We start from the raw sequence: 24,552 nt of genomic DNA, 5'->3' as shown, positions 1-24,552 counted from the left end.
GTAATTAGTAGTTATTTTTTCGGTGGGCAAAGATAGGTATTATTTTGAGACAGGAAAGTGATTAAAGCTAAAACCTGCGGAATTAACGGTGTTTCACCATCATTCACTATCACAAAATCCGCCCGCATACGTTTTTCTTCATCGCTCATCTGGCTACGGATGCGCCTTTCTATCAGTTCACGCGAGGAAGCATCCCGTTTCATGGCACGTTGTACCCGCACTTCTTCGGGGGCATACACCATAACGACCGCATCTACCTCACCTGCAAACCCCGCTTCTATCAAAATAGCGGACTCGATACCCGCCATCGAACAACCCGCATGCTGCCGGACCCACTGTCTGAAATCCTCTTTTACACGCGGATGAACAATGCCGTTAACTTGCCGGGCATGTTCGGGGCTGCTGAAAAGGTAAGAAGCAAGCAAAGTTTTATTCAATATTCCACCGGCATATACCTCCTCACCCAACAAAGCAATCAACTCGCCGCGGATACGATTATCCGCCACCATAAGTTGTTTGGTTTCCATATCGGAGATATAGACAGGTATCCCCATCACTTCCAGCAATCGGGATACAACACTTTTACCGCTGCCAATACCACCGGTTATACCTATCCTGACGGTCATAATGAAGGGGAAATTTGCTCTATGAGAAAATCGACCTGTTCCGGATTAAAGCGCACCTGATTCACTCCTTCCGGAACATTCTTCAACTTTACAGTATATTTGTCCGAGCCCAAACGCAGCAGCTCCTCATAGGAGACATTGATATGAAAATCATCTGCGGTTATTTGACGAAAGCGACTGAGGCCTACCTGAAAAGTCACTTGAACCTTAGACGGAAAAGCGCGCAACACTTTATCCGCAGGGAAATTTACACCATGCAGCGGCACTTCCACCGTTTTTTCCGTATAAATATCCACAGGAAGCATCATTTCAATAGAAGCGGGTACAAACTTCACTCCCCGCAAGGTAAGCAAGGACACTTGCTGCCGTAATGTATCGGAGATATTCTCCAGCTTAACCTGTTGCGTATAGGCAGCGGTTATCGTATCCAATACTCCTTCCGGCGCATATGCCAAAACCGAATCCGGTTTAAACACCGTATCCGATAAATAATACTGGCGACCGGCGCTGACCGTTCCCGATAATTTGACAGGTACCAACTTTGACATCCCCGTTGCATAAATATACTCCAATGTATCCGGCTTCATGGAAAGCAGACGCGTAGAAACATTCAACTGACTTAGTATCTTCTTTTCAAATTGAGAGGCATAAACGCGTACATGATTATCCGTACCTTTATAATCGGAGAAATCGAGCGTAACCGGATAGAAACTCTTTCCCAACATGTAATTGAGCAGAACGGTTCCCTTATCTTTCACTTTAATACGAAGTTCGGAAGCCGGTTCCGAAGTAATCATCGTATTATTGGGTACACCACGCAGACGCACCGGAATGGAAAACTCCGCTTCGTAATCATTGTTCAATGTCTGCAACAACCAAAAACCACCGGCTATAAAGAAGAAAAATAAAAAAACAAAGAACTCTCTACTCTTATCACTGAGCAGAAAGTCCTTTGTTTTTCCGGTTATATTTAAATAAATACGTTTTATGTTCCTACGCTCAAACATAGGCTCACATCTATTTATTTAGAAGCCTGACTGCTGTTTGCATCAGCAGCTGCGGCAAAAATAGAATTCTTGTCAATATGGATTTTAACGTTAGAAGCAATCTCAAGTACTACGTCATTATCGTTAATTTCCTTGATGATACCGTGAATACCGCCGGCAGTAATAACCTTTTGGTTCACTTGCAGTGATTTACGAAAGTTCGCGATTTCTTTTTGCTTTTTATTTTGCGGGCGAATCATAAAGAAATACATGATAACAAACATAGCTATCAGCAAAATCCACATCATGCTTCCGTCCGGGCCTGCAGCAGGAGCTTGCAGGAAGAATACAGTCATTAAATTCATAAATATTCCGTTTTAGTTTTTATTATTCAACAAAGGTATCAGTTTTTCGATAACTTCCCTTCTTTTTTCAATTCCTTAACTATTCCGTCTAAGGTTCCATTGACAAAACTACCGCTCTTAGTAGTACTGTATACTTTGGCAATGTCTACATACTCATTTAACGAAACACTAACGGGAATGTTCGGGAAACTCAATATTTCCGCCAATGCGCACTGCATGATAACCACGTCCATGAAAGCTACGCGATCCAAATCCCAGTTGCGCGTATTTTCACTGATAAGATGGCGGTAATAGTCGCAATTCAAAATAGTGCGACGGAACAGGCGACGGGCGAACTCCTGGTCTTCATCATCCTTAAATTCGGGAAGCAAAGCCTGATTCGCACCATTCTTCTCATCAAAACGTTTGATTGTTTTCAGAACGAATGTATCAACAATTTCTTTATCATCATTCCAGTAAAGACTTTGATCTTCGAGCAAAACATCGAGTTCCTCATTATTGAAAATAAAGGTCTTATAAAGCTTTCTCCACAATTCGCGATCGTCCTCGTACGTATTTTCAGAAGAAGCCATATATTCCTTATATATATCGGAAGCTACAATCTTTTCGAATAATCCTTTGACAAAATCTTCATCATTCGCCCAAGTACGTTTCTGATTGGAGATAAAATCCATCAACTGGCTGTTTACTTCCAACTGGGAAATGAATTTGTTTTCTACGAACTTCATGTTCGGATACAACTCGTCGGCCGTGGGAGCCAATTTTGCTTTTGCCGCATCAATGCGCTTTTGTGCGTAGTTCGTCAGGGCTATCATCAACATAAGCAGGTAGTTGTAGAGGTCATAGGCTTTGGAAAGGCTAAAGAACAACTCTTTTTCCGCGGCATCTAAATTTTTGCTGCCATTCTGATAATAAGCATATACAATTTGTATAATCTTAAGACGAATAAGAACTCTGTTTATCATAACTAAAGTAAATACTGGTGTTTTAACGAGGGGCAAAAGTAGATATTTTTAATGAGTTTACATAAATAAATCACATTTTTTAATGCAGATAATCATTATCCGGGCTTTTTCTTTTGACAGTTTAAAAAAAATCGTCAATTTTGAACCCGATTACAACAAGATAGCTAAAATATGGAAGACTTTAAAAAGAAAAGTGGGCTGGACGTGAACGATAAAGAGATAGTATTCTCCCAATCCATTAAAGCAGGTAAGCGCATCTACTATTTAGACGTTAAGAAAAACAGAAAGGATGAAATGTTCCTTGCCATCACCGAAAGCAAAAAAGTGGTAATGGGTGAAGGCGATGATTCTCAAGTAAGTTTTGAGAAACATAAAATCTTTTTGTACAAAGAAGATTTCGAGAAATTCATGAACGGCCTGCAACAAGCTATTGGCTTTATCCAGGAGCAGCAAGGGTGTTATGCGCGTCACAACGACAATGAAGAGTTGCCGGCCAATGAACAGCCGGCTGCAGAACAGGAGGAAAAAGAGTCCCAGCTTGACGGAGAAATTAAAATAGATATTGATTTTTAAAGGGCAACCTTTTGATAATTCAAAAAGAAGCTGTACTTTTGCACCGCTTTTTTGCAACATCGTGTGGTGAACCACATCGTGTGATGGTGAATTAAGCAATAATCTACTTAATTTAGAGTAACACAAAAATTTTAAGAAAATGAGATCTATTGAAGTAAAAGGAACTGCAAGAACTATTGCAGAACGTTCTTCGGAACAAGCAAGAGCTTTGAAAGCTATTCGTAAAGACAACGGCGTACCTTGCGTACTCTACGGAGCGGGCGAAAACGTTCATTTCACCGTACCGGCAGAAGGTCTGCGCAACTTGGTTTACACTCCGCACATCTACGTGGTTGACTTGATCATCGATGGCAAGAAAGTAAACGCTATCTTGAAAGATATCCAATTCCACCCGGTAAAAGATACTATTCTGCACGTTGACTTCTATCAGATTGACGAAGCTAAACCTATCGTTATGGAAGTTCCCGTACAGATGGAAGGTCTGGCAGAAGGTGTGAAAGCCGGTGGTAAGCTGACTCTGCAAATGCGTAAACTGAAAGTGAAAGCCTTGTACAACGCTATCCCTGAAAAACTGATTATCAACGTATCTCACCTGGGATTGGGTAAGACAGTGAAAGTAGGCGAGTTGAGCTACGAAGGTCTGGAACTGTTGAATGCTAAAGAAGCCGTTGTATGCGCTGTTAAGCTGACTCGTGCTGCAAGAGGTGCTGCGGCAGCTGCTGCCAACAACTAATCAACGCTTTCTTAGCAAGAAAACAAGATATTCCGGAACGCGGATTAACGCAGACGACGCAGATTTCATATCCGCGGACAGCTGCGATAATCCGCGTTCCTCTTTTATCTAAATTATCATCAAAGTAAGAATAGAAAGAATGAAATATCTAATTGTCGGATTAGGTAATATCGGCCCCGAATACCACGAAACCCGCCATAACATAGGTTTCATGGCAGTAGATGCTTTAGCCAAAACAGCCGGAGCGACCTTTAACGACGGACGTTACGGTTTCACGGCTACAATATCCGTCAAAGGACGGCAACTGGTATTACTGAAACCGTCCACCTTTATGAACCTGAGCGGAAACGCCGTACGTTACTGGATGCAAAAAGAAAACATTCCATTGGAAAACGTATTAATAGTAGTAGACGATTTGGCGTTGCCTTTTGGAACTCTACGGCTGAAAGGAAAGGGAAGCGATGCGGGACATAATGGTCTGAAGCATATCGCAGCAACACTGGGAACTCAAAACTACGCCCGCCTGCGCTTTGGCATCGGTAACGATTTTCCCCGTGGCGGACAGATAGACTTCGTATTGGGACATTTCACGGACGAGGATTGGAAAACAATGGACGAACGCCTGAAAACAGCCGGCGAAATCATCAAAAGTTTCTGCCTTGCCGGCATCGACATTACAATGAATCAGTTTAATAAAAAATGAGCGAAGCAAGAATAGACAAATGGATGTGGGCCGTACGCATATTCAAAACACGTACTATTGCGGCCGAAGCCTGCAAGAAAGGACGTATCAGCATTAACGGCGCGCTTGCAAAGGCAGCCCGTATGGTAAAGCCGGGAGATGTAATACAAGTACGCAAGCCGCCGGTTACCTATTCCTTTAAAGTATTACAATCCATTGAAAAGCGTGTAGGCGCCAAGCTCGTTCCCGAAATGATGGAAAACGTAACCACTCCCGACCAATACGAATTATTGGAAATGAGTAAGGTCAGCGGCTTTATCAACCGCGCCAAAGGAACAGGACGCCCCACCAAAAAGGATCGCCGCGAACTGGAAGATTTCACCGCGCCGGAATTTATGGATGACTTTGATTTTGATTTCGACTTTGAAGAATAATATTATAAGTGTATGAGCGAGAAAATAATAAAATGGGGATTTATTGGCTGCGGAGAAGTAACCAAATACAAAAGCGGACCTGCTTTTCAGAAGATTGAGCACTCCGAAGTAGTGGCCGTAATGAGCCGGGATATTTCCAAAGCCAAAACTTACGCCAAAGAGAGAGGTATTGCCAAATGGTACAACGACGCGCAGGAGTTGATTAATGACGAGGAGGTAAATGCCGTATACATCGCTACCCCACCCTCTTCTCACGCTACGTATGCCATCATGTCCATGAAGGCCGGCAAGCCCGTATACATAGAAAAGCCTATGGCAGTGACCTATGAAGAGTGTTGCCGCATCAACCGCATCTCCAAGGAAACCGGCATACCCTGTTTTGTAGCTTATTACCGCCGTTATCTCCCTTACTTCCTGAAAGTGAAGTCATTGGTGGAAGAAGGCGCAATAGGAAATATCATCAACATACAAATCCGCTTTGCACAGCCGCCCCGCGACCTGGACTATAATAAGGAGAATCTGCCGTGGCGCGTACAACCGGATATTGCCGGCGGCGGTTATTTTTATGATTTAGCTCCGCACCAGATAGATATACTGCAAGATATGTTCGGCTACATCCTTGAAGCCAACGGATACAAAAGTAATCGCGGCGGACTATATCCCGCCGAAGACACCCTCAGCGCTTGTTTCCAATTTGACAGCGGACTGGTGGGTAGCGGCTCGTGGTGCTTCGTTGCCCACGAATCGGCACGAGAAGACCGTATCGAGATTATCGGAGACAAAGGAATGATATGTTTCTCCGTATTTACCTATGATCCCATAGCTTTACATACCGAAAGAGGAAGAGAAGAAATCCCGGTTGAGAACCCTGTTTACGTGCAGCAACCACTTATTCAAGCTGTTGTAGACCATCTGCTTGGCAAATCAATCTGTAGTTGCGATGGCGAAAGCGCAACACTGACAAACTGGGTAATGGACAAGATTTTAAATAAAATATGAAGTATAAAATGAAGTATAAGGTATAAACGGCTGCGCCGTGATATTACATACCCATTCGTAATTCATAAATCAGATTCATCGCAAGTTTATACCTTATACTTCATTATTTTTTTAAAGTTTACTTCTCACCGCCTCAATCAACTCCTGATATTCGGCATCCGTCAGATACACTTTTCCCGGATTCATTTGGAAAGTACCGCCATAATCGGGACCGTCTACATATTTCGGTGCCAAATGGAAGTGGAGATGAGACAATTTATCCGAGTATGCACCGTAATTAATCTTCTCCGGATTAAACGCTTTCTGCATGGCACGAGTTACACGGGCTACATCAGCCATAAAAGCATTACGTTCCTCATCGCTCAACTCATTCAAATCGTTAACATGGTCTTTATAAGCCACGAGGCAACGCCCACGATAAGTTTGTTCCTTAAAGAGGAAAACACGTGATACACTAAGCTGCGCAATCTCAATCATCAGATTATGCAACGTTTCATTATTCTGGCAATACAGACATTCTTTCGGATCGCTTTTCATGATATACTTTTTTTAGTTTATATTTACAGGACAAAGATAATCGTTCTCTTAATATTACAGGTCTACATTTTCATCATTTTCGCCGACTAATTTATACACATCAACATTTTCGCCTACAATCCACACTACATCCCCTGCTACAAAAGGCTCGTGCACGTCGGGGGCGTGCAAAGTCTCCTCTCCCCGCTCCACACCTACAATCAGACAGTGGTACTTTTCACGTATGCCCGCGTCTTTCAATGTTTTACCCAGAAAAGGAGAATTAGCGTCGATGCGCAACTGACGTAATATCATCTCGCTTTTTTCCACAACGTCCGTAGCTACCGTTGAAAGTCTATCCATCTCTTCGCCAAATACATTCAACTCCTCATCGGTAGCTATAACCTGTATCTTATCCAGAGGGAAAAGACGTACCGAAGCTCCGGGAATATTTATCCGCTTACGCCCGCGAAGAATAGAAACCACATGCACTCCATAGCGTTTACCGAAGTTCAACTCCGCCAACGTCTTACCCGCCCATGCCGATTCGCCGGGTATTTCATAATCCGTCAGATGTAAATCACGGGAAAGCAAACGGCCTGCATATTCCGGTTTCTTCTCACCCAAATATTCCGCCCGCATATCCCGCGAGCGCAGATTCTGGAAGAAAGTACGCTCAATCATGATAGACTGCCGCTTCAACTGCCGGGAAAGTATCATCACTGTAACCAGCAGCACCGCAACACCAAAAACAAGGCCGACCGACAACTTAAACAGTCCGGCAATGACAAACATCACGAAAGAAACCGCCAATAGGATTCGCAGCACAATAGTAGCCACCAACGGAGCACGGTTTCCCCGACTGTCGCGCCACAAAGTAACAAATTCCACCGAATGGTTTTTCTTAATCATAATGGCCCGCAGAAAAGGAGCGATAAACAGAATAATAACCAGAGCGGACAGCAAAGGTCCCCAAACGCCCGGCAAGCTTTCCTTGAAAAACGGTACAAGAAAACGGAATGCAATAGCTATCACCGCCACGCTTACAATGGAATAAACCACCGTAATACGCAACAAAGCAAGTATCAGTTTCTTCCATAAGCTTTCATGGTTCACCGTTTGCGAACCGGAAGCGTAATGCAACAAAAACTTCTGCCACCTTTCCGGCAGATGCGTATCGACAAAATTGGAAGCCGGCTCGGCAAAACGAATCATATAAGGAGTAAGAAAAGTAGTGATAACCGATACGGCTACTACGATAGGATACAGAAAATGACTTGTCACGTGCAAAGACACTCCCAAAGAGGCGATGATAAAGGCGAACTCGCCAATCTGCGTCAAACTAAAGCCGCATTGCATAGCCGTCTTCAGCGGCTGCCCGGCAAGCAATACCCCCAACGTTCCGAACAAGGACTGTCCGGCAATAACCGCCAACGTAATGACAACAATAGGTCCGGCATACTCCACTATCATCAAAGGGTCTACCATCATACCTACGGATACGAAAAATATGGCGCCGAACAAATCCTTCACCGGTTTAACCAGACGCTCGATACTCTCCGCTTCTACCGTTTCAGCCAGAATAGACCCCATAATAAAAGCGCCGAATGCCGCTGAAAATCCCGTATGGGCAGCCAGCACAACCATACCGAAACAAAGGCCGAGCGATACAATCAACAACGTTTCCTCACTCATCAGTTTGCGGCATTTTTTCAGCAGGACAGGAATCAAGTAAATACCGACCACAAACCACAATATAAGGAAGAACAGCAGCTTCGCTATGCTACCCAGCATTTCCGTACCCTCAAAATTATGGCTGACTGCCATGGTGGACAGCATAACCATCAGGACGATAGCCAGAATATCTTCCAGAATCAGAACGCTGAGCACCAAACTCGTAAACTGTTTCTTGCGCATGCCCAAATCATCAAAAGCCTTATATATAATAGTAGTAGACGACATGGCGATCATACCGCCCAGAAAGATGCAGTCCATCCGCTTCCATCCGAACGCCGTACCTACCGCTACACCCAATAATATCATACAAAATATAATCGTGCAAGCAGCAATAATGGCGGCACCGCCCACCTTCACTATTTTCTTAAAACTAAACTCCAGCCCCAAAGCAAACAGTAGGAAAATAACGCCGATATCCGCCCAAGTCTGTATATTCGCCGTATCCATTACCGAAGGCGTATAGGCCATGTGGGGACTGGCTAAAAAGCCCGCCACAACATATCCTAAAACCAACGGTTGTTTCAACTTCTTAAATAGCAGCGTCATTACTCCGGCGCAAATCAGTATCAATGCCAAATCGGCAATCAAGGGAGCTAAATGTGACATAATATTTGTCTGATTGTATTTCTACTGACAAAGATATAACAAAAAAAGCTTTTGAATCTCTTTTTCACAAAAAACCGAACGCTATAAATTGATAAAATAACGGTTGGCAACCTCAATTATAAAATCAATTTAAGAAGAAATACCTTTATAATTAATTGGCGAAAAATTTCTTTATTCAAGTAGAAATATCTTTCTTTGTACTGCTTATTGTAAAAATTAGGAATTGAATACCAACATTAATAAAAACTGTTATGAAGATTTCACACATTGAACATTTGGGTATTGCCGTAAAAAGCATTGAAGAAGCCCTTCCGTACTACGAAAATGTATTAGGTTTAAAATGCTACAACATTGAAACCGTAGAGGACCAAAAGGTAAGAACCGCTTTCTTGAAAGTAGGTGACGTGAAAATTGAGTTACTGGAACCGACTTCCCCCGAAAGTACTATTGCCAAATTCATCGAAAAGAATAACGGTAACGGAGGTATGCACCATTTAGCATTTGCTGTGGAAGACGGAGTAGCCGATGCGCTCGCCGAAGTTGAAGAAAAAGGCATCCGCCTTATCGACAAAGCTCCCCGCAAAGGTGCGGAAGGTTTGAACATCGCATTCCTGCACCCGAAATCCACCCTCGGCGTATTGACGGAACTCTGCGAAAAAGGAGAATAAACAATTATGAATTATAAATTAGAATTATGAATTGTAGTCATATAACGTCTCAATTCATAATTTATAATTCACAATTCATACAACATAATTCATAATTCACCATTCATAATTTATAAATATATGAGTAATCAACTTGAGAAAATTAAAGAGCTTATTGACCGCCGTGCAGCTGCGCGCCTTGGTGGTGGTGAAAAAGCAATTGCAAAGCAACATGAGAAAGGTAAATATACAGCTCGCGAGCGTATAGCTATGTTACTCGACGAAGGAAGTTTCGAAGAAATGGATATGTTCGTTGAGCACAGATGCACAAACTTCGGTATGGAAAAGAAACACTATCCCGGTGACGGTGTGGTTACCGGTTGCGGTACCATCGAAGGCCGTTTGGTGTACATCTTTGCGCAAGATTTCACTGTTTCCGCCGGTTCCTTGTCGGAAACCATGTCTTTGAAGATTTGCAAAATCATGGATCAGGCAATGAAGATGGGCGCTCCTTGTATCGGTATCAACGACTCAGGCGGTGCCCGTATTCAAGAAGGTATCAACGCTTTGGCGGGTTATGCCGAGATTTTCCAACGCAATATTCTTGCTTCCGGCGTTATTCCTCAGATTTCCGGTATCTTCGGTCCTTGCGCCGGCGGTGCCGTTTACTCTCCCGCCCTTACCGACTTTACGCTGATGATGGAAGGCACTTCCTATATGTTCCTCACCGGTCCGAAAGTTGTAAAGACCGTAACAGGTGAAGATGTCAGCCAGGAAAACCTGGGTGGCGCAAGCGTACACTCCACCAAATCGGGTGTAACTCATTTCACCGCGCAGACCGAAGAGGAAGGTTTGGCTTTAATCCGCAAGCTCTTAGGTTATATTCCTCAGAACAACCTCGAAGAAGCTCCCTACATAGACTGTACAGACCCTATCGACCGTTTGGAAGATTCTTTGAACGACATTATTCCCGACAATCCGAACAAGCCTTACGATATGTATGAAGTTATCGGCGCTATCGTCGATAACGGCGAGTTCCTCGAAATCCAGAAAGATTACTCCAAGAATATCATTATCGGTTTTGCCCGTTTCAACGGACAATCAGTCGGTATCGTAGCCAACCAGCCGAAATATCTGGCGGGCGTACTCGACAGTAATGCATCCCGCAAGGGCGCGCGTTTCGTTCGTTTCTGCGACGCTTTCAATATTCCTATCGTATCTTTGGTAGACGTACCGGGCTTCCTTCCCGGAACAGGTCAGGAGTACAACGGCGTTATCCTGCACGGTGCCAAGTTGCTGTATGCCTACGGTGAAGCCACCGTACCTAAGGTTACTATCACGCTGCGTAAGTCTTACGGCGGTTCACACATCGTGATGAGCTGTAAGCAACTCCGCGGTGACATGAACTACGCATGGCCTACCGCCGAAATCGCCGTAATGGGTGGTGCAGGCGCCGTAGAAGTCCTGTATGCACGTGAAGCCAAAGAGCAAGAAAACCCAGCCCAATTCCTGGCAGAGAAAGAAGCGGAATACACCAAGTTATTTGCCAATCCTTACAATGCAGCCAAGTATGGCTATATCGACGATGTTATCGAACCGCGTAATACGCGTTTCCGCATTATCCGCGCCCTGCAGCAACTGCAAACCAAGAAGTTGAGCAACCCGGCCAAGAAGCATGGTAATATTCCTCTTTAAAGATTGAGAATTGAAAGTTGAGAATTGAAAAATAAAAACTCAAATTTATGAATAAAACAAAAATCGGAATATTCCTTTCATTGATGCTGGTGCTGGGTTTCTGTTCTTCTTGCGGTGAGAAGAAGGCAAACTCCAAACTGTTGCTGAATGAAGTGCTTATCAACAACGAAAGCAACTTCCAGGATGACTACGGTGTACACAGCGCATGGATTGAAATATTCAATAAATCATACGGCAGCGCCGACCTTGCAGGTTGCTATCTGAAGTTTAGCAGCCAGCCGGGCGATACCGCCACTTATTTTATCCCGAAAGGTGATGTCCTGACTTTGGTAAAACCCCGTCAGCACGCATTATTCTGGGCGGATGGAGAACCTAATCGCGGTACATTCCACACCAACTTTAAACTGGACAGCCTGAATGCCAACTGGATCGGTCTGTACGATTCCGGCAAGAAACTGTTGGATCAGATTGTAGTTCCTGCCGGTGTATTAAAGGCCAACCAGTCCTATGCGCGCGTCAGCGACGCTACTCCGGAATGGGAGGTCAAAGGAGAAACTTCCGATAAGTACGTTACTCCGAGCACCAACAACCAAACCATCGACAGCAATGCCAAGATGGAGAAGTTCGAGCAGCACGACAGCGTAGGTATAGGTATGTCTATTTCCGCCATGAGTGTAGTATTCTTTGGTTTGATTCTGCTTTATATTTCTTTCAAGATTGTAGGCAAGATTTCCGTCAACCTCAGCAAGCGCAACGCAATGCGCGCCAAGGGTATTACCGACAAGAAAGAAGCTAAAGAAAAACTATTGGGAGAAGCCCCCGGTGAAGTATTCGCCGCCATTTCCCTGGCTTTGCACGAAATGCAGAGCGATGTACACGATGTGGAAGACACCGTGCTTACCATTACCCGTGTAAAACGCAGCTATTCACCATGGAGCTCCAAGATTTATACACTGCGTGAAACTCCTCAGAGAAAGTAAAGTCACCTTTAATAAAGATAAAACGATGAAAGAATATAAATACAAAATCAACGGTAACGTATATAAGGTTACCATTGGAGATATTGAAGATAATATCGCCCACGTAGAAGTGAACGGTACTCCCTATAAGGTTGAAATGGAGAAAACTCCGAAAGCAGCTGTCAAACCGGTAGTGCGTCCTGTAAGTACGGCTCCGGCCGCTCCGGCCACTCCGGTCGTTAAGCCGGCCGCCGCATCAACCGGCAAGTCAGGCGTGAAGTCTCCGCTGCCCGGCGTTATCCTTGACATCAAGGTCAATGTGGGCGATACAGTGAAGAAAGGCCAGGTTATCATCATCCTGGAAGCCATGAAAATGGAGAACAACATCAATGCCGACAAAGACGGTAAGATTACCGCTATTAATGTTAGTAAAGGAGAATCCGTACTCGAAGGTACTGACCTTGTAATTATTGAATAATATGGGAGAATTTATCACATTTTTAGGAAACAACCTTGCCGACTTCTGGACATATACGGGTTTTGCCAATGCAACGGCAGGCCACGTAGTAATGATTCTGGTAGGTTTGTTCTTCATATACTTGGCGGTAGCCAAGGAATTTGAGCCGATGCTTCTGATACCTATCGGTTTCGGTATGCTGATCGGTAATATCCCTTTCAACATGGAAGCCGGATTGAAAGTCGGCATCTATGAAGAAGGGTCTGTGCTCAACATTCTGTATCAAGGAGTGACTTCCGGATGGTATCCGCCGCTCATCTTCCTGGGTATCGGAGCCATGACGGACTTCTCCGCCCTGATTTCGAACCCGAAGCTGATGCTGGTCGGCGCAGCCGCGCAATTCGGTATCTTCGGCGCATACATGACAGCCTTAGCCATCGGATTCGATCCGATGCAAGCCGGAGCTATCGGCATCATCGGTGGTGCAGACGGCCCGACGGCTATCTTCCTCTCGTCCAAGCTGGCTCCCAACCTGATGGGTGCAATCGCGGTGTCCGCCTATTCCTACATGGCGTTGGTACCGGTAATACAGCCGCCTATCATGCGTCTGCTTACCAGCAAGAACGAACGCCTTATCCGCATGAAACCGCCGCGCGTTGTTTCTCATACGGAAAAAGTGATGTTCCCGATTATCGGTCTGTTGCTCACTTGTTTCCTCGTTCCGTCCGGCCTGCCTTTGCTGGGTATGCTGTTCTTCGGTAACCTGTTGAAGGAAAGCGGTGTAACCCGTCGTCTGGCCAACACGGCCAGCGGTCCGCTGATTGACACAATCACCATCCTGCTGGGTCTGACCGTAGGTGCTTCCACGCAAGCATCCGAGTTCCTGACCACAGACTCATTATGGATTTTCGGTCTGGGCGCATTCTCATTCATCGTCGCAACCGCTTCCGGCGTAATCTTCGTGAAGATATTCAATCTCTTCCTGAAGAAAGGCAATAAGATTAATCCGCTGATTGGTAATGCAGGCGTATCTGCAGTACCCGACTCTGCGCGTATCTCTCAAATAGTAGGTTTGGAATACGACCCGACCAACTATCTGCTGATGCATGCCATGGGTCCGAATGTAGCGGGTGTTATCGGTTCGGCGGTAGCCGCCGGTATCCTGTTGGGATTCCTGATGTAAGCAGTGAAAACGTTTGCATAACCTGCATAAAGGATAATAGCGGAGAGGCGACAGCCTTCTCCGCTATTTTTTTTAATTTAGCGCAGAAAACAACGAAAAGCTAATATCATGAAAAAAGTATTCTTCATTTTGGGAACGCTCCTACTTTCCCTCAGTACGTATGCAGCCATGAACGTAAACAAAATCGACCCTCCGTTTTGGTACACCGGCATGCAAAACCCCGAACTTCAGCTAATGGTATATGGTGAAGGCATCGGCAATGCGGCGGTATCCGTCAACTATCCCGGCGTCTCGCTGAGTAGTACAGTCAAGTTGGAAAGCAACAATTACCTGCTGGTCTATCTCAAGCTGGACAAAGACGTGAAACCCGGTAAAATGACACTCACCTTTACGCAAGGCAAGAAAAAGCTCGTCAAAGAGTATGAGCTAAAGGCACGTGCCAAAAAGGGCTGCGAGCACAAAGGTTTCGACGCGTCCGACGCGCTCTACCTGCTGATGCCCGACCGTTTCGCCAACGGTAATCCCGACAACGACCAGATAGCAGGCATGGCAGAGTACAAGGTAGACCGCAACGACCCGAATGCCCGTCATGGCGGCGACCTCGCGGGTATCGAACAGCACCTCGACTATTTTTCCGATTTGGGCGTGACCGCCTTGTGGTTTACTCCGGTATTGGAAAACAACATGACCGGCGGTTCTTACCACGGCTATGCCACCACCGATTACTACAAGGTAGACCCCCGCTTCGGCACCAACGAAGAATATAAGCGACTCATCGAAAAGTCTCATGCACGCGGCATTAAAATCGTAATGGATATGATTTTCAACCACTGCGGCGTAGAGCACGTATGGATAAAGGACATGCCCTGTAAAGACTGGTTCAATAATCCCGACCATGAAAACAACTTTGTGCAGACATCCTTCAAGCTGACTCCCCACGTAGACCCGTACGCATCGAAATACGATTTCAGCCAGATGAACGACGGCTGGTTCGTAACCGCCATGCCCGACCTCAACCAAAAGAACCCGCATGTATACCGCTATCTCGTTCAGAACAGTTTCTGGTGGATTGAATATGCCGACATAGACGGTATCCGCATGGATACTTACCCGTACGCCGACTATGACGCCATGAGCAACTGGATGAAAGAACTGAATGAAGAATACCCCAACTACAATACCGTAGGCGAAACATGGGTAACCGAACCGGCATACACCGCATGGTGGCAAAAAGACTCCAAACTGTCCGCCCCGAAGAACAGCAATCTGAAGACAGTAATGGATTTCAGTTTCTACGACAAAATCAATATCGCCAAAACGGAAGAGACGGAAACCTGGTTTAAAGGATTAGACCGGGTGTACAACAGTTTCGTATACGACTTCCTTTACCCGAATCCGGAATCGGTGCTCGCTTTCATCGAGAATCACGACACCGACCGCTTCCTGGGCGAGGGCGACAATCTTCCGATGCTGAAGCAAGCCTCTACCCTGCTGCTCACCACCCGCCGTATTCCGCAATTGTACTACGGAACGGAAATTATGATGAACGGCGTAAAGAGCAAAAGTGACGGTTATGTCCGCAAGGACTTCCCCGGCGGCTGGGCAGACGACAAAGAGACCGCACTGACAGCCGAAGGCCGCAGCAAAATTCAAAACGATTGCTACAACTTCTACAAAACAATACTGAACTGGCGTAAAGGAAACGATGTGATTGCCAAAGGCAGCATGACCCAGTTCATGGTACAGAACGGCGTATATGCCTATGCCCGTCAGCACGAAGGTAAGACCGTTTTCGTAATGCTGAACGGTACCGACTCTGCAACCGCCGTTCCTTTGAAGTTCTACAAGGAAATACTGAAAGACGCCAAACAAGGTAAAGACATTCTAAGCGGCAGAACGATCGCCTTCGGAGAAGAGTTGAAGATGGGAGCGCGTGAATCACTGGTTATCGAGTTGTAAACAGACCCGGATTTGATATGAGCCAGGCACGGATTGTACGGAAAACCACGGAAATCCAAAGAGCACCGTAAAGTTCCGTTCAATCCGTACCTAAAAGTAAAAAGGGGAGTGCATTTCAATGCACTCCCCTTTTTTATAATCAGATTAACCCTATCAGTCCAATTGAGCCAATTTGTTTTCCGAACCAAGCACGTTGATGATTTTGTGCTTGTAAAGTTTCTCCATGTTGTCACGAGCCGGGCCCAGGTATTTACGCGGGTCGAATTCAGCCGGTTTCTCAGCGAATACCTTACGAACAGCAGCGGTCATAGCCAAACGAGAATCTGAGTCGATGTTGATTTTGCAAACAGCGGACTTGGCAGCTTTACGCAGTTGGTCTTCAGGAATACCGATAGCCGCTTCCAGCTTACCGCCAAATTTATTGATAGTATCAACTTCTTCCTGAGGAACTGAAGAAGAACCGTGGAGTACGATAGGGAATCCCGGAAGTTTCTCCATTACGGCATCCAATACCGCAAATTCCAGAGGAGGAGGAACCAGGCGACCTGTCGCGGGATCTACGTGGCATTGTTCGGGTTTGAACTTGTATGCACCGTGAGAAGTACCGATAGAGATAGCCAAAGAGTCGCAACCTGTGCGAGTAGCGAAGTCAATAACTTCTTCAGGGTTAGTATATGTGTGGTGTTCAGCAGACACTTCATCTTCTACACCTGCCAATACGCCGAGTTCGCCCTCTACTGTAACATCGAATTGGTGAGCGTAGTCAACAACCTTCTTTGTCAGAGCTACATTTTCTTCGTATGGAAGATGTGAACCGTCAATCATTACTGAGGAGAAACCTGAATCGATACAGCTTTTGCAAGTCTCGAAAGTATCTCCGTGGTCAAGGTGAAGAACAATTTCAGGATGTTTGCAGCCCAGTTCCTTGGCATATTCCACAGCGCCCTGAGCCATGTAACGCAGCAAAGTAGCGTTAGCATACTGGCGAGCACCCTTGGATACCTGAAGGATAACCGGAGACTTAGTCTCTACTGCAGCCTTGATGATAGCCTGCATCTGTTCCATGTTATTGAAGTTGAATGCAGGGATTGCATATCCACCTTTGATAGCGCGAGCAAACATTTCTCTTGTGTTTACAAGGCCTAAATCTTTGTAATTAACCATTTTGTTTAAAGTTTATTGTTAGTGAATTAAAATTCTACGCAAAAGTAAGCATTATCCTTTAAAAAGAAGAACGGGAGAAGAATAAAATATCTCTATTTATCTGTCAAATCTGTTCTATTTTAAAGCCATTGGCTTGAATTAACAGAATATTGTAATCTCCATATTACAAAGTTCTTGCATCTGTCTGTTCATTCAGCCTTTTGCGTTCTCACCTCTATAAACAAAAAAGCCGGAAAGCAAGTTTACGTTCCGGCCGATTATTTACACATTATTATATATAAAGTAAATAAGTAAATACACGTAATCAGCTTGTACGCTCTGAATGACAGTTGCTCCTGATATAAACCAAGAGCTTGTGTAACATCCGGCGCCCGCTTACTTTTTCAGATAAACAATCGTAGGCAGATGGTCGCTGTAACCGTTCAGCCATACACGCCCGCCATGGGTGCGCAAAGGCGCACCTTTGTACTTGCCGTCCTGCTGAATCAGATAGTCGCGGATAAAAACCTCGCTATGGTCGTAGCGCAATCCTTTCTTCGCTTTCACCACCGGCCTGGACAGTACAATCTGGTCGAACAGGTTCCACTTGCCGCGATACAGCAGAGTTCCCACGCCCTTATCCTCCAGTATCTCCCACCAGGGATTGTAGAACTGATTCGCTTTCATACCCGACACATATTTACGGGCTCCCAGAGTCTGCATACTTTCGTCCATCGGGTCATCGTTCATATCTCCCATGACAAAGAGTTTCAGCTTTTTGTCCTCACGCAGCAAGGAGTCCGTCAGCGCCTTTACCTGCTTGGCGGCATGCACACGCACCGGTGATTTCGCTCCGCGGGAAGGCCAGTGATTCACGATGAAGCACACACGCTCACCTGCCATTCGGCCGTCCACAATGAGGAAACCGCGTGTCAGATGCACCGTATCTCCTTCAAACGGAGTGGAGAGCACCAGTTTGGAGTTCGTCACGGTAAACTGTTGCGGGTCATACAGGAGCGCGCAGTCGATACCGCGTCTGTCGGGTCCTTCATAATGCACAAACTTGTAGTTGGATATGGCCGGCCGGCTGACAAGGTCTGTCAACGCCCTTCGATTCTCGACTTCCGCCACGCCGATTACCGCCGGCCCCTCTGGAACCAGATCCCGTGACAGGGAGCTCAGTACTTTCGAGAGATTATGCAATTTGGCTTCGTACTTCCGCGCACTCCACCGATAACTGCCATCGGGCAAAAACTCATGGTCGTTCTTGCCTGCGTCATGAATGGTGTCAAACAGATTCTCAAGATTATAAAACGCTATGCTGTACAGCTTGCGCTCCGTATTCTGGGCCGTGACTATTGTAACGCCAAACCAGAAAGAAAAGAATACAATCAGTTTTCTCATAGGTGATATGGTATTAATCTCCTGCAAAAATCTAAAATAAAAAGCTATAAACCTATCAATTTCCGGCTTTTTTTGCAAAAAACCTTTTTTCATTTCATAGAAAAGCATTATCTTTGCGCACTGAAAAAGACCATTACACTATTTATTACCAAAATAGTAACAGAATATAAATTAAAAAAACAAATATTGAAATGAAAAAAGGTATTCATCCTGAAAATTACCGTCCGGTAGTATTTAAAGATATGTCAAACGGCGACGTGTTCTTGTCTCGTTCTACTGTAAATACTAAAGAGACTATCGAGTTCGAAGGCGAAACTTATCCATTGGTAAAGCTGGAAATCTCCAGCACTTCTCACCCGTTCTACACCGGTAAGTCTAAGTTGGTTGACACAGCCGGTCGTGTTGATAAGTTCATGAGCCGTTACGGTAACCGTAAGAAATAATCTGTTTTTTAAAGAAGCAGAAAAAGGGAGTCTGATACAGATTCCCTTTTTTATTATACCGCGCATACTCAGGTTCAGCTAAACGACAGGATGTACACCCAAAAAAGTTTTCAAGCCTATCAAACAGACTTTTCAAGCGCACCAAAGACGATTATCACCGTACACAAAACCGTCCCGCAAGATGAAATTATTTATCCCGCAAGGCGGATTATTTTGTCTTACGGGATAGATAAATCCGTCTTGCGGGATGGTTCTTTTCGTCTCGCAAGACGGATTTACTTACACAATACCTCCGTGCACATTTGCCGGCGCCCTTCAAACATTTCAAAGCCGAAAACAAGGTTTCACCCGCTATCCCGCATAAACAGGCGTGTGGAAGGTGAAGGCAAATATCATCAAACTGAAAACGGAGAGAGCTTATGCCTAAAAGAAACAAAATAAAAAGTGGACAATCCATTCTCTCTTAACAAAAAACTACTTATCTTTGCGAAAGTTCCGTTGAGCGCAACGAAACTAATTATTTTTTAAGAAGCGTTATTGAAATTATCTTCTACAATCAAACTTCGCAACTTTGAAACCCATGAAGATGATAACAACAACGCTCACGTCTGTGTTATATACCTACTTTTCCATCGGTGTATCCGGTAGAGGAGTATCTATATACAAAATGGCGTGAGTGGCTGTTGTTTATCCATGGGTGGGGCAATGCGAAGGCCTGATTGTAGGATAAACAAATACAGCAACTCACGTTTTTTGTATGTTTAACTTAACAATATAACACATGGCTCAAAGCAAACAAACTCTCCAAGACACCCCCTGCACTTCTCACCTTGTTCTCCAAGAAGAAGCAACACCCCACACGTCTTACACAGACAACGGCAGACGCCGGCATATCGGCAGAAAAGCAAACAACAACAATACTTACGGATATATTATGAAAAAGAACTTAGTTTTACTGCTCACGGTCATAGCGGCTCTGAGCGGTTGTATGCAAAATGATTTAGCCGAGATACGCAGAGAACAGGCAACTCTTGCCGCACGCATATCGGCTATTGAGAAATGGCAAGCATTGGTAAACGACAACATCGCCGGCTTGCAGTCCCTCATCAATGCACAAAGCGACAACGACTATGTGACGAGCGTAACTCCCCTCACCGATGGCTCGGGCTACGTAATAAACTTTGTGAAAAGCGGAGCCGTCACCATCAGAAACGGCGAGCAGGGTATTGCCGGAGCCACTCCCCAAATCAGCGCAAAAGAGGATAACGGCATCTACTACTGGACTTTAAACGGCGATTATCTCCGTGTCGACGGCAAACGGCTGCGTGTCACTGGCGAACCGGGAGCTACCGCCCCCACTCCCCGGCTGAAAACAGGCAGCACGCTCAATTCGGAAAGCGGCGGTTCCGCTTATGAGGCGGATGCGACCTATCTCAGTGTGGACAACGGCGCCAATTGGACAAAAGTAACGGGACCTCAAGGCGACGCCATCTTCACAACGGACGGTATCGATACCGACAACGACGACTATATAGAGCTGACGTTGGCCGACGGCACAACCAAAATCCGGCTTCCCCGCTACAAGACTTTCCAAATAGGTACGGATACGGAACACACCAATGCCGCCATCTCCCTCACCGAACTTGCTACCGACATTCCTCTCAGTCTGCCCAGCGACCTCAAGGCAGACAGCTATACCGCTATCATGGCTCAAATCACCAGCGACCGGGGTACAAGCACGGATATCAAAACCCGCGCCGCCGCTCTCCCCTGGACAGTGAGTGTGGAACATCCTACATTTGACCCGGCTACCGGCAACTGCAAGAATGACGCCAAAGTAACGGTTACCGCTCCCGAGGACATTGCTGACGGCGAAACCGCCATGCTCGAAGTAAGCATTATAGGCGCAGACGGCCGGAAAACAATAGCCACCCGCGCTTTGAAATACACCGCAATAGTCAACACAGGTGACTATTATTACAGCGACGGCACTTTCTCCGCCTCTCTTATCTCTTCCAAAACATGCATAGGCGTAATCTTTCATGTGGGCGATGTAGCAAAAGACGACGCTGTATTAAGAGCAAAGATAGGCGACACGTCTACCGGTAACCACGGACTTGTGGTAGCATTGAAAGATGCCGGCAAAGGAGTAGTTTGGCAGACAGCCGATGCAGCTATCGGTGATGCCGGCCTTTCCGAGCCTTATGTCAGCATCCTTATCGCAAAGACCAAAGATGAAGACCCTGACGGCAATCTGAATATGATGTTAGGATATAACAATACGGAAGTTATCAAAAAATACAACAAAAGCAATAGCGGCAGTAAAGCTACCATCCTGCAATCCATAGATACTTATGCGGCAAGCAATACGGCTCCCGGTAAGAGTAGCGGGTGGTATCTTCCCTCCATCAAGGAACTTTCCCTTATATACTCGGGGGTTATCAACGGAAGTATCTGGGATCTTGGGTATGATATTCCTGCAAACACATCCAACAAAACCTTAATCGAGAAAAAGTTCAGTACATTAAACACCCAAGCAGCCGGTAGTGCCGAGAACTTTTCAATACGCAGGAACAATGACCCTTCCAATAACTACTTAGGCTATTGGTCGAGCTCGGAAGCTCCGGAGAAACACACTGCAAATCCTAATCAAGATTATTTCAATCGCGCATGGTATGGTGATTTTCTTGACAGCTACATTAATCAAACCTACAAAAACGATGACGGGCGTCTTTGTGTCAGAGCAATTTTAGCATTTTAACTCCCGATATGTAATAATATTGAGTTTTAGAAATTCAGGCCTACCGCTATCAAACAATAAAGGCTGAATTAAAATTCAGCCTTTATTGTTTGAAATAAAATAAGGTATCTTTATTTCATAATCCTATACTTTGCCCCGGAACGGCGGACGTACCACCACCGCTTTCAGCTTGCGCCCGCGCATATCGATACAGATTTCCGTACCAACCTTGCAGTATTCGGGCTTCACATATCCCATACCGATACCGATTTTACGGGTAGGCGACATGGTACCCGACGTAACCACGCCAATGGGAGTTCCTTCCGGGTTCTGCAGTTCATAACCGTGACGGGGAATACCGCGATCCACCATTTCAAAGCCAACCAATTTACGCGCCGTACCCTCCGCTTTCTGTTTCTCCAGCATCGGACAGTTGGTAAAGTTCTTACCCTCCGCAAACTTGGTAATCCATCCCAGCCCGGCTTCGATGGGCGACGTGGTATCATCCAGGTCATTTCCATACAGGCAGAACCCCATCTCAAGACGAAGCGTATCACGGGCACCCAAACCGATAGGCTTGATACCGAACTCCGCACCTGCCTCGAACACGGCATTCCATATCTTCATCGCCGCTTCGGGATAGAAATAAAGCTCAAAACCTCCGGCTCCGGTATAGCCGGTATTGGAGATTATGACATCCGGCTCGCCTGCAAACTCCCCATGCGTAAAGGTGTAATACGGAAGCTCGGAAAGATTGACAGGCGTCAGCTTCTGCAATGCCTCGACAGCTTTCGGTCCTTGTACCGCAAGCTGCGCCATACGGTCGGAAGCATTCTCCAATTCAGCCCCCTCCGTATTATGAGACACACACCAGTTCCAGTCCTTCTCGATATTGGAAGCGTTGACAACCAGCAGATATTTCTCCTGTTCGTACTGATAGACCAGCAAATCGTCTACAATACCGCCATCCTCATTGGGAAAGCAAGTGTACTGTACTTTACCGGGCGTAAGGGCGGCCACATTGTTAGAAGTGACTTTCTGCAAAAAGTCCAAAGCATGCGGGCCTTTCACCCAAAACTCTCCCATGTGGGAGACATCGAATACGCCGACGCCCTTGCAAACGGTGAGATGTTCGTCGATGATACCGGAATATTCGATAGGCATATTGTATCCCGCAAATTCGTGCATCTTAGCGCCCAGCGAGATGTGTGTTTCTGTAAACGGAGTGGTTTTCATGGTATGAGGAATGAGTTATGAGTTATAAGTTATGAGTTATATTGGGCGGCAACGAGTTCGGCGATCTTGATGATAACATTCATGGCCTTCTCCATGTTCTGAATGGGAACGAACTCGTAACGTCCGTGGAAATTCAGACCGCCGGCAAAGATGTTGGGACAAGGCAACCCTTTGAACGAAAGTTGCGCACCGTCCGTACCGCCGCGAATAGCTTTTACGTGAGGCTCTACGCCGACAGCTTCCATAGCCTTGAAAGCGGTATCGATGATGTGCATCACCGGTTCAATCTTCTCACGCATATTATAATATTGGTCGTGCAGCTCCAGTACGGCCGTACCCTCGCCATATTCGGCGTTAATCTTGCGGACAAGGTGTTCAAACTCTTTCTTGCGGTTCTCAAAACGAACACGGTCGTGGTCGCGAATGATGTAGGAAACCGTAGTCCGCTCCACTTCACCCGTAATGCCGATGAGGTGATAGAATCCTTCATAACCTTCGGTATGTTCCGGCGTTTCGTGGCCGGGAAGCATGGAAATAAAACGGTTGGCTACGCGGATAGAGTTTATCATCTTGTTTTTGGCATATCCCGGATGTACATTGCGTCCCTTGAACACAATCTTGGCGGAAGCCGCATTGAAATTCTCGAACTCCAACTCGCCCACTTCACCGCCATCCATGGTATAGGCCCATTCGCAGCCGAACTGCTCGACATTGAACTTATGCGCTCCCAAACCTATTTCCTCGTCGGGATTGAAACCGATACGGATTTTACCGTGTTTGATTTCAGGATGCTCTTTCAGATAGGCTATCGCCGAAACAATCTCCGCGATACCCGCTTTGTCATCGGCACCCAGCAAAGTCTTTCCGTCGGTGACAATCAAATCTTCTCCCTTATGGTCGAGCAGTTCCGGGAACTGGGCGGGAGAAAGAACCACTTTCCCTTCTGCGCAAAGAACGATATCCTTACCGTCGTAATTCTCCACAATGCGCGGAGAAACATCTTTTCCGCTCATATCGGGACTTGTATCCATGTGCGCGATGAAGCCGACAACAGGCACAGGCTTATCTGTATTGGCAGGAAGGGTGGCAAACAGATAACCGTTTTCATCCAACGTAATATCTTCCAAACCCAAAGATTCCAATTCTTCTTTCAAGAACCTGGCAAATACCATTTGCCCCGGAGTACTCGGAGTTACTCCACTCTCCTCATTCGATTGCGTATCGAAACTTACATACTTTAAAAAACGTTCTACTAAAGTCATAATGATTAGTGATTAGGGTTTAGTGATTAGTGATTAGCGATGAACGATTAACGGTCGGTAGGCTGCAACCGCGCCCTCCCTCTTTATCCGAACGGCATTAATCACTAATCACTAAACCCTAATCGCTATTTTACTGTTTTCCTGCCGTAAAGTTAAAAAAAGGGTCGTGAACTGCCAAGCAATTCACGACCCTTTTTTATTC

23 protein-coding genes are annotated in these 24,552 nt (G+C 45.7%); 13 read left to right on the top strand and 10 right to left on the bottom strand.

Annotation, left to right across the window (positions count from 1 at the left end):
• Positions 1-11: 11 nt before the first annotated feature.
• From coaE to nusB, 4 genes are read right to left on the bottom strand one after another with little or no spacing between them, the layout of a single operon-like run.
• Complete coding sequence (gene coaE, locus I2F54_RS08805; RefSeq protein WP_195500995.1) at positions 12-626, bottom strand: dephospho-CoA kinase; 615 nt, start codon at positions 624-626, stop codon at positions 12-14.
• A complete protein-coding gene (locus I2F54_RS08800; RefSeq protein WP_087426272.1) occupies positions 623-1,633 on the bottom strand; it encodes a CdaR family protein in 1,011 nt (336 codons plus the stop codon). Before I2F54_RS08800 ends, coaE begins: the two co-directional genes overlap by 4 nt.
• A gap of 14 nt (positions 1,634-1,647) precedes the next feature.
• Complete coding sequence (gene yajC / locus I2F54_RS08795) at positions 1,648-1,977, bottom strand: preprotein translocase subunit YajC (RefSeq protein ID WP_009121465.1); 330 nt, start codon at positions 1,975-1,977, stop codon at positions 1,648-1,650.
• 38 nt (positions 1,978-2,015) lie between these two features.
• The gene (gene nusB / locus I2F54_RS08790; RefSeq protein WP_195500994.1) at positions 2,016-2,942 is read right to left on the bottom strand and encodes a transcription antitermination factor NusB; all 927 of its coding nucleotides are present in this window, start codon (positions 2,940-2,942) and stop codon (positions 2,016-2,018) included.
• 171 nt (positions 2,943-3,113) lie between these two features.
• Between nusB and I2F54_RS08785 the strand changes: the two genes are divergently transcribed.
• From I2F54_RS08785 to I2F54_RS08765, 5 genes are all read left to right on the top strand, one after another.
• A complete protein-coding gene (locus I2F54_RS08785; RefSeq protein ID WP_087412551.1) occupies positions 3,114-3,515 on the top strand; it encodes a PUR family DNA/RNA-binding protein in 402 nt (133 codons plus the stop codon).
• 139 nt (positions 3,516-3,654) lie between these two features.
• Positions 3,655-4,248 (top strand): 50S ribosomal protein L25/general stress protein Ctc, encoded by a 594-nt coding sequence (locus I2F54_RS08780; RefSeq protein WP_009121461.1) that lies wholly within the window; start codon positions 3,655-3,657, stop codon positions 4,246-4,248.
• Positions 4,249-4,387: 139 nt separating this feature from the next.
• Positions 4,388-4,951, top strand: coding sequence for an aminoacyl-tRNA hydrolase (gene pth / locus I2F54_RS08775; RefSeq protein WP_009121460.1), 564 nt, complete (start codon positions 4,388-4,390; stop codon positions 4,949-4,951).
• Positions 4,948-5,364 carry an RNA-binding S4 domain-containing protein gene (locus I2F54_RS08770; protein WP_009121459.1) on the top strand — a complete coding sequence of 139 codons (417 nt, stop codon included), beginning with the start codon at positions 4,948-4,950 and terminating at the stop codon, positions 5,362-5,364. The genes pth and I2F54_RS08770 overlap by 4 nt, the downstream gene beginning before the upstream one ends.
• A 12-nt stretch (positions 5,365-5,376) precedes the next feature.
• On the top strand, positions 5,377-6,363 hold the full coding sequence (locus I2F54_RS08765; RefSeq protein WP_009121458.1) for a Gfo/Idh/MocA family protein: 987 nt from the start codon (positions 5,377-5,379) through the stop codon (positions 6,361-6,363).
• A gap of 111 nt (positions 6,364-6,474) precedes the next feature.
• Here the strand turns inward: I2F54_RS08765 and I2F54_RS08760 are convergent, their stop codons facing one another.
• Positions 6,475-6,900, bottom strand: coding sequence for an HIT family protein (locus I2F54_RS08760; protein ID WP_009121457.1), 426 nt, complete (start codon positions 6,898-6,900; stop codon positions 6,475-6,477).
• Positions 6,901-6,954: 54 nt separating this feature from the next.
• On the bottom strand, positions 6,955-9,222 hold the full coding sequence (locus I2F54_RS08755; RefSeq protein WP_195500993.1) for a cation:proton antiporter domain-containing protein: 2,268 nt from the start codon (positions 9,220-9,222) through the stop codon (positions 6,955-6,957).
• Positions 9,223-9,473: 251 nt separating this feature from the next.
• Between I2F54_RS08755 and mce the strand changes: the two genes are divergently transcribed.
• From mce to I2F54_RS08725, 6 genes are all read left to right on the top strand, one after another.
• Entirely contained in the window at positions 9,474-9,890 is a 417-nt protein-coding gene (mce, locus tag I2F54_RS08750; RefSeq protein ID WP_087412553.1) for a methylmalonyl-CoA epimerase, read from the top strand.
• Positions 9,891-10,010: 120 nt separating this feature from the next.
• On the top strand, positions 10,011-11,564 hold the full coding sequence (locus tag I2F54_RS08745) for an acyl-CoA carboxylase subunit beta (RefSeq protein WP_022219587.1): 1,554 nt from the start codon (positions 10,011-10,013) through the stop codon (positions 11,562-11,564).
• A 47-nt stretch (positions 11,565-11,611) separates the two neighbouring features.
• On the top strand, positions 11,612-12,544 hold the full coding sequence (locus I2F54_RS08740; protein ID WP_009121453.1) for an OadG family transporter subunit: 933 nt from the start codon (positions 11,612-11,614) through the stop codon (positions 12,542-12,544).
• 25 nt (positions 12,545-12,569) lie between these two features.
• Positions 12,570-13,001 carry an acetyl-CoA carboxylase biotin carboxyl carrier protein gene (locus I2F54_RS08735; protein WP_022219586.1) on the top strand — a complete coding sequence of 144 codons (432 nt, stop codon included), beginning with the start codon at positions 12,570-12,572 and terminating at the stop codon, positions 12,999-13,001.
• Position 13,002: 1 nt separating this feature from the next.
• The gene (locus I2F54_RS08730) at positions 13,003-14,163 is read left to right on the top strand and encodes a sodium ion-translocating decarboxylase subunit beta (protein WP_087412555.1); all 1,161 of its coding nucleotides are present in this window, start codon (positions 13,003-13,005) and stop codon (positions 14,161-14,163) included.
• A gap of 108 nt (positions 14,164-14,271) precedes the next feature.
• Positions 14,272-16,122 (top strand): glycoside hydrolase family 13 protein, encoded by a 1,851-nt coding sequence (locus I2F54_RS08725; RefSeq protein ID WP_022219584.1) that lies wholly within the window; start codon positions 14,272-14,274, stop codon positions 16,120-16,122.
• Between the two features lie 153 nt (positions 16,123-16,275).
• Here the strand turns inward: I2F54_RS08725 and I2F54_RS08720 are convergent, their stop codons facing one another.
• Entirely contained in the window at positions 16,276-17,286 is a 1,011-nt protein-coding gene (locus I2F54_RS08720; RefSeq protein WP_009121449.1) for a class II fructose-bisphosphate aldolase, read from the bottom strand.
• A gap of 375 nt (positions 17,287-17,661) precedes the next feature.
• Positions 17,662-18,669, bottom strand: coding sequence for an endonuclease/exonuclease/phosphatase family protein (locus I2F54_RS08715; RefSeq protein ID WP_087426305.1), 1,008 nt, complete (start codon positions 18,667-18,669; stop codon positions 17,662-17,664).
• Positions 18,670-18,860: 191 nt separating this feature from the next.
• Between I2F54_RS08715 and I2F54_RS08710 the strand changes: the two genes are divergently transcribed.
• Positions 18,861-19,112, top strand: coding sequence for a type B 50S ribosomal protein L31 (locus I2F54_RS08710; protein WP_004289781.1), 252 nt, complete (start codon positions 18,861-18,863; stop codon positions 19,110-19,112).
• Positions 19,113-20,046: 934 nt separating this feature from the next.
• On the top strand, positions 20,047-21,873 hold the full coding sequence (locus I2F54_RS08705; RefSeq protein ID WP_195500992.1) for a PL29 family lyase N-terminal domain-containing protein: 1,827 nt from the start codon (positions 20,047-20,049) through the stop codon (positions 21,871-21,873).
• Between the two features lie 123 nt (positions 21,874-21,996).
• Here the strand turns inward: I2F54_RS08705 and gcvT are convergent, their stop codons facing one another.
• Both gcvT and pepT read right to left on the bottom strand, forming a co-directional pair.
• Positions 21,997-23,088, bottom strand: a complete 1,092-nt coding sequence (gcvT, locus tag I2F54_RS08700; RefSeq protein WP_195500991.1) for a glycine cleavage system aminomethyltransferase GcvT — start codon at positions 23,086-23,088, stop codon at positions 21,997-21,999.
• A 29-nt stretch (positions 23,089-23,117) separates the two neighbouring features.
• Entirely contained in the window at positions 23,118-24,350 is a 1,233-nt protein-coding gene (pepT, locus tag I2F54_RS08695) for a peptidase T (RefSeq protein ID WP_195500990.1), read from the bottom strand.
• Between the last annotated feature and the right edge of the window lie 202 nt (positions 24,351-24,552).

Origin of the sequence: Bacteroides clarus, assembly GCF_015555825.1 — a bacterium.
Taxonomy (GTDB): domain Bacteria; phylum Bacteroidota; class Bacteroidia; order Bacteroidales; family Bacteroidaceae; genus Bacteroides; species Bacteroides clarus.
The sequence above is the reverse complement of the archived record's forward strand: the minus strand, read 5'-3'. Positions and strand labels throughout refer to the sequence as shown.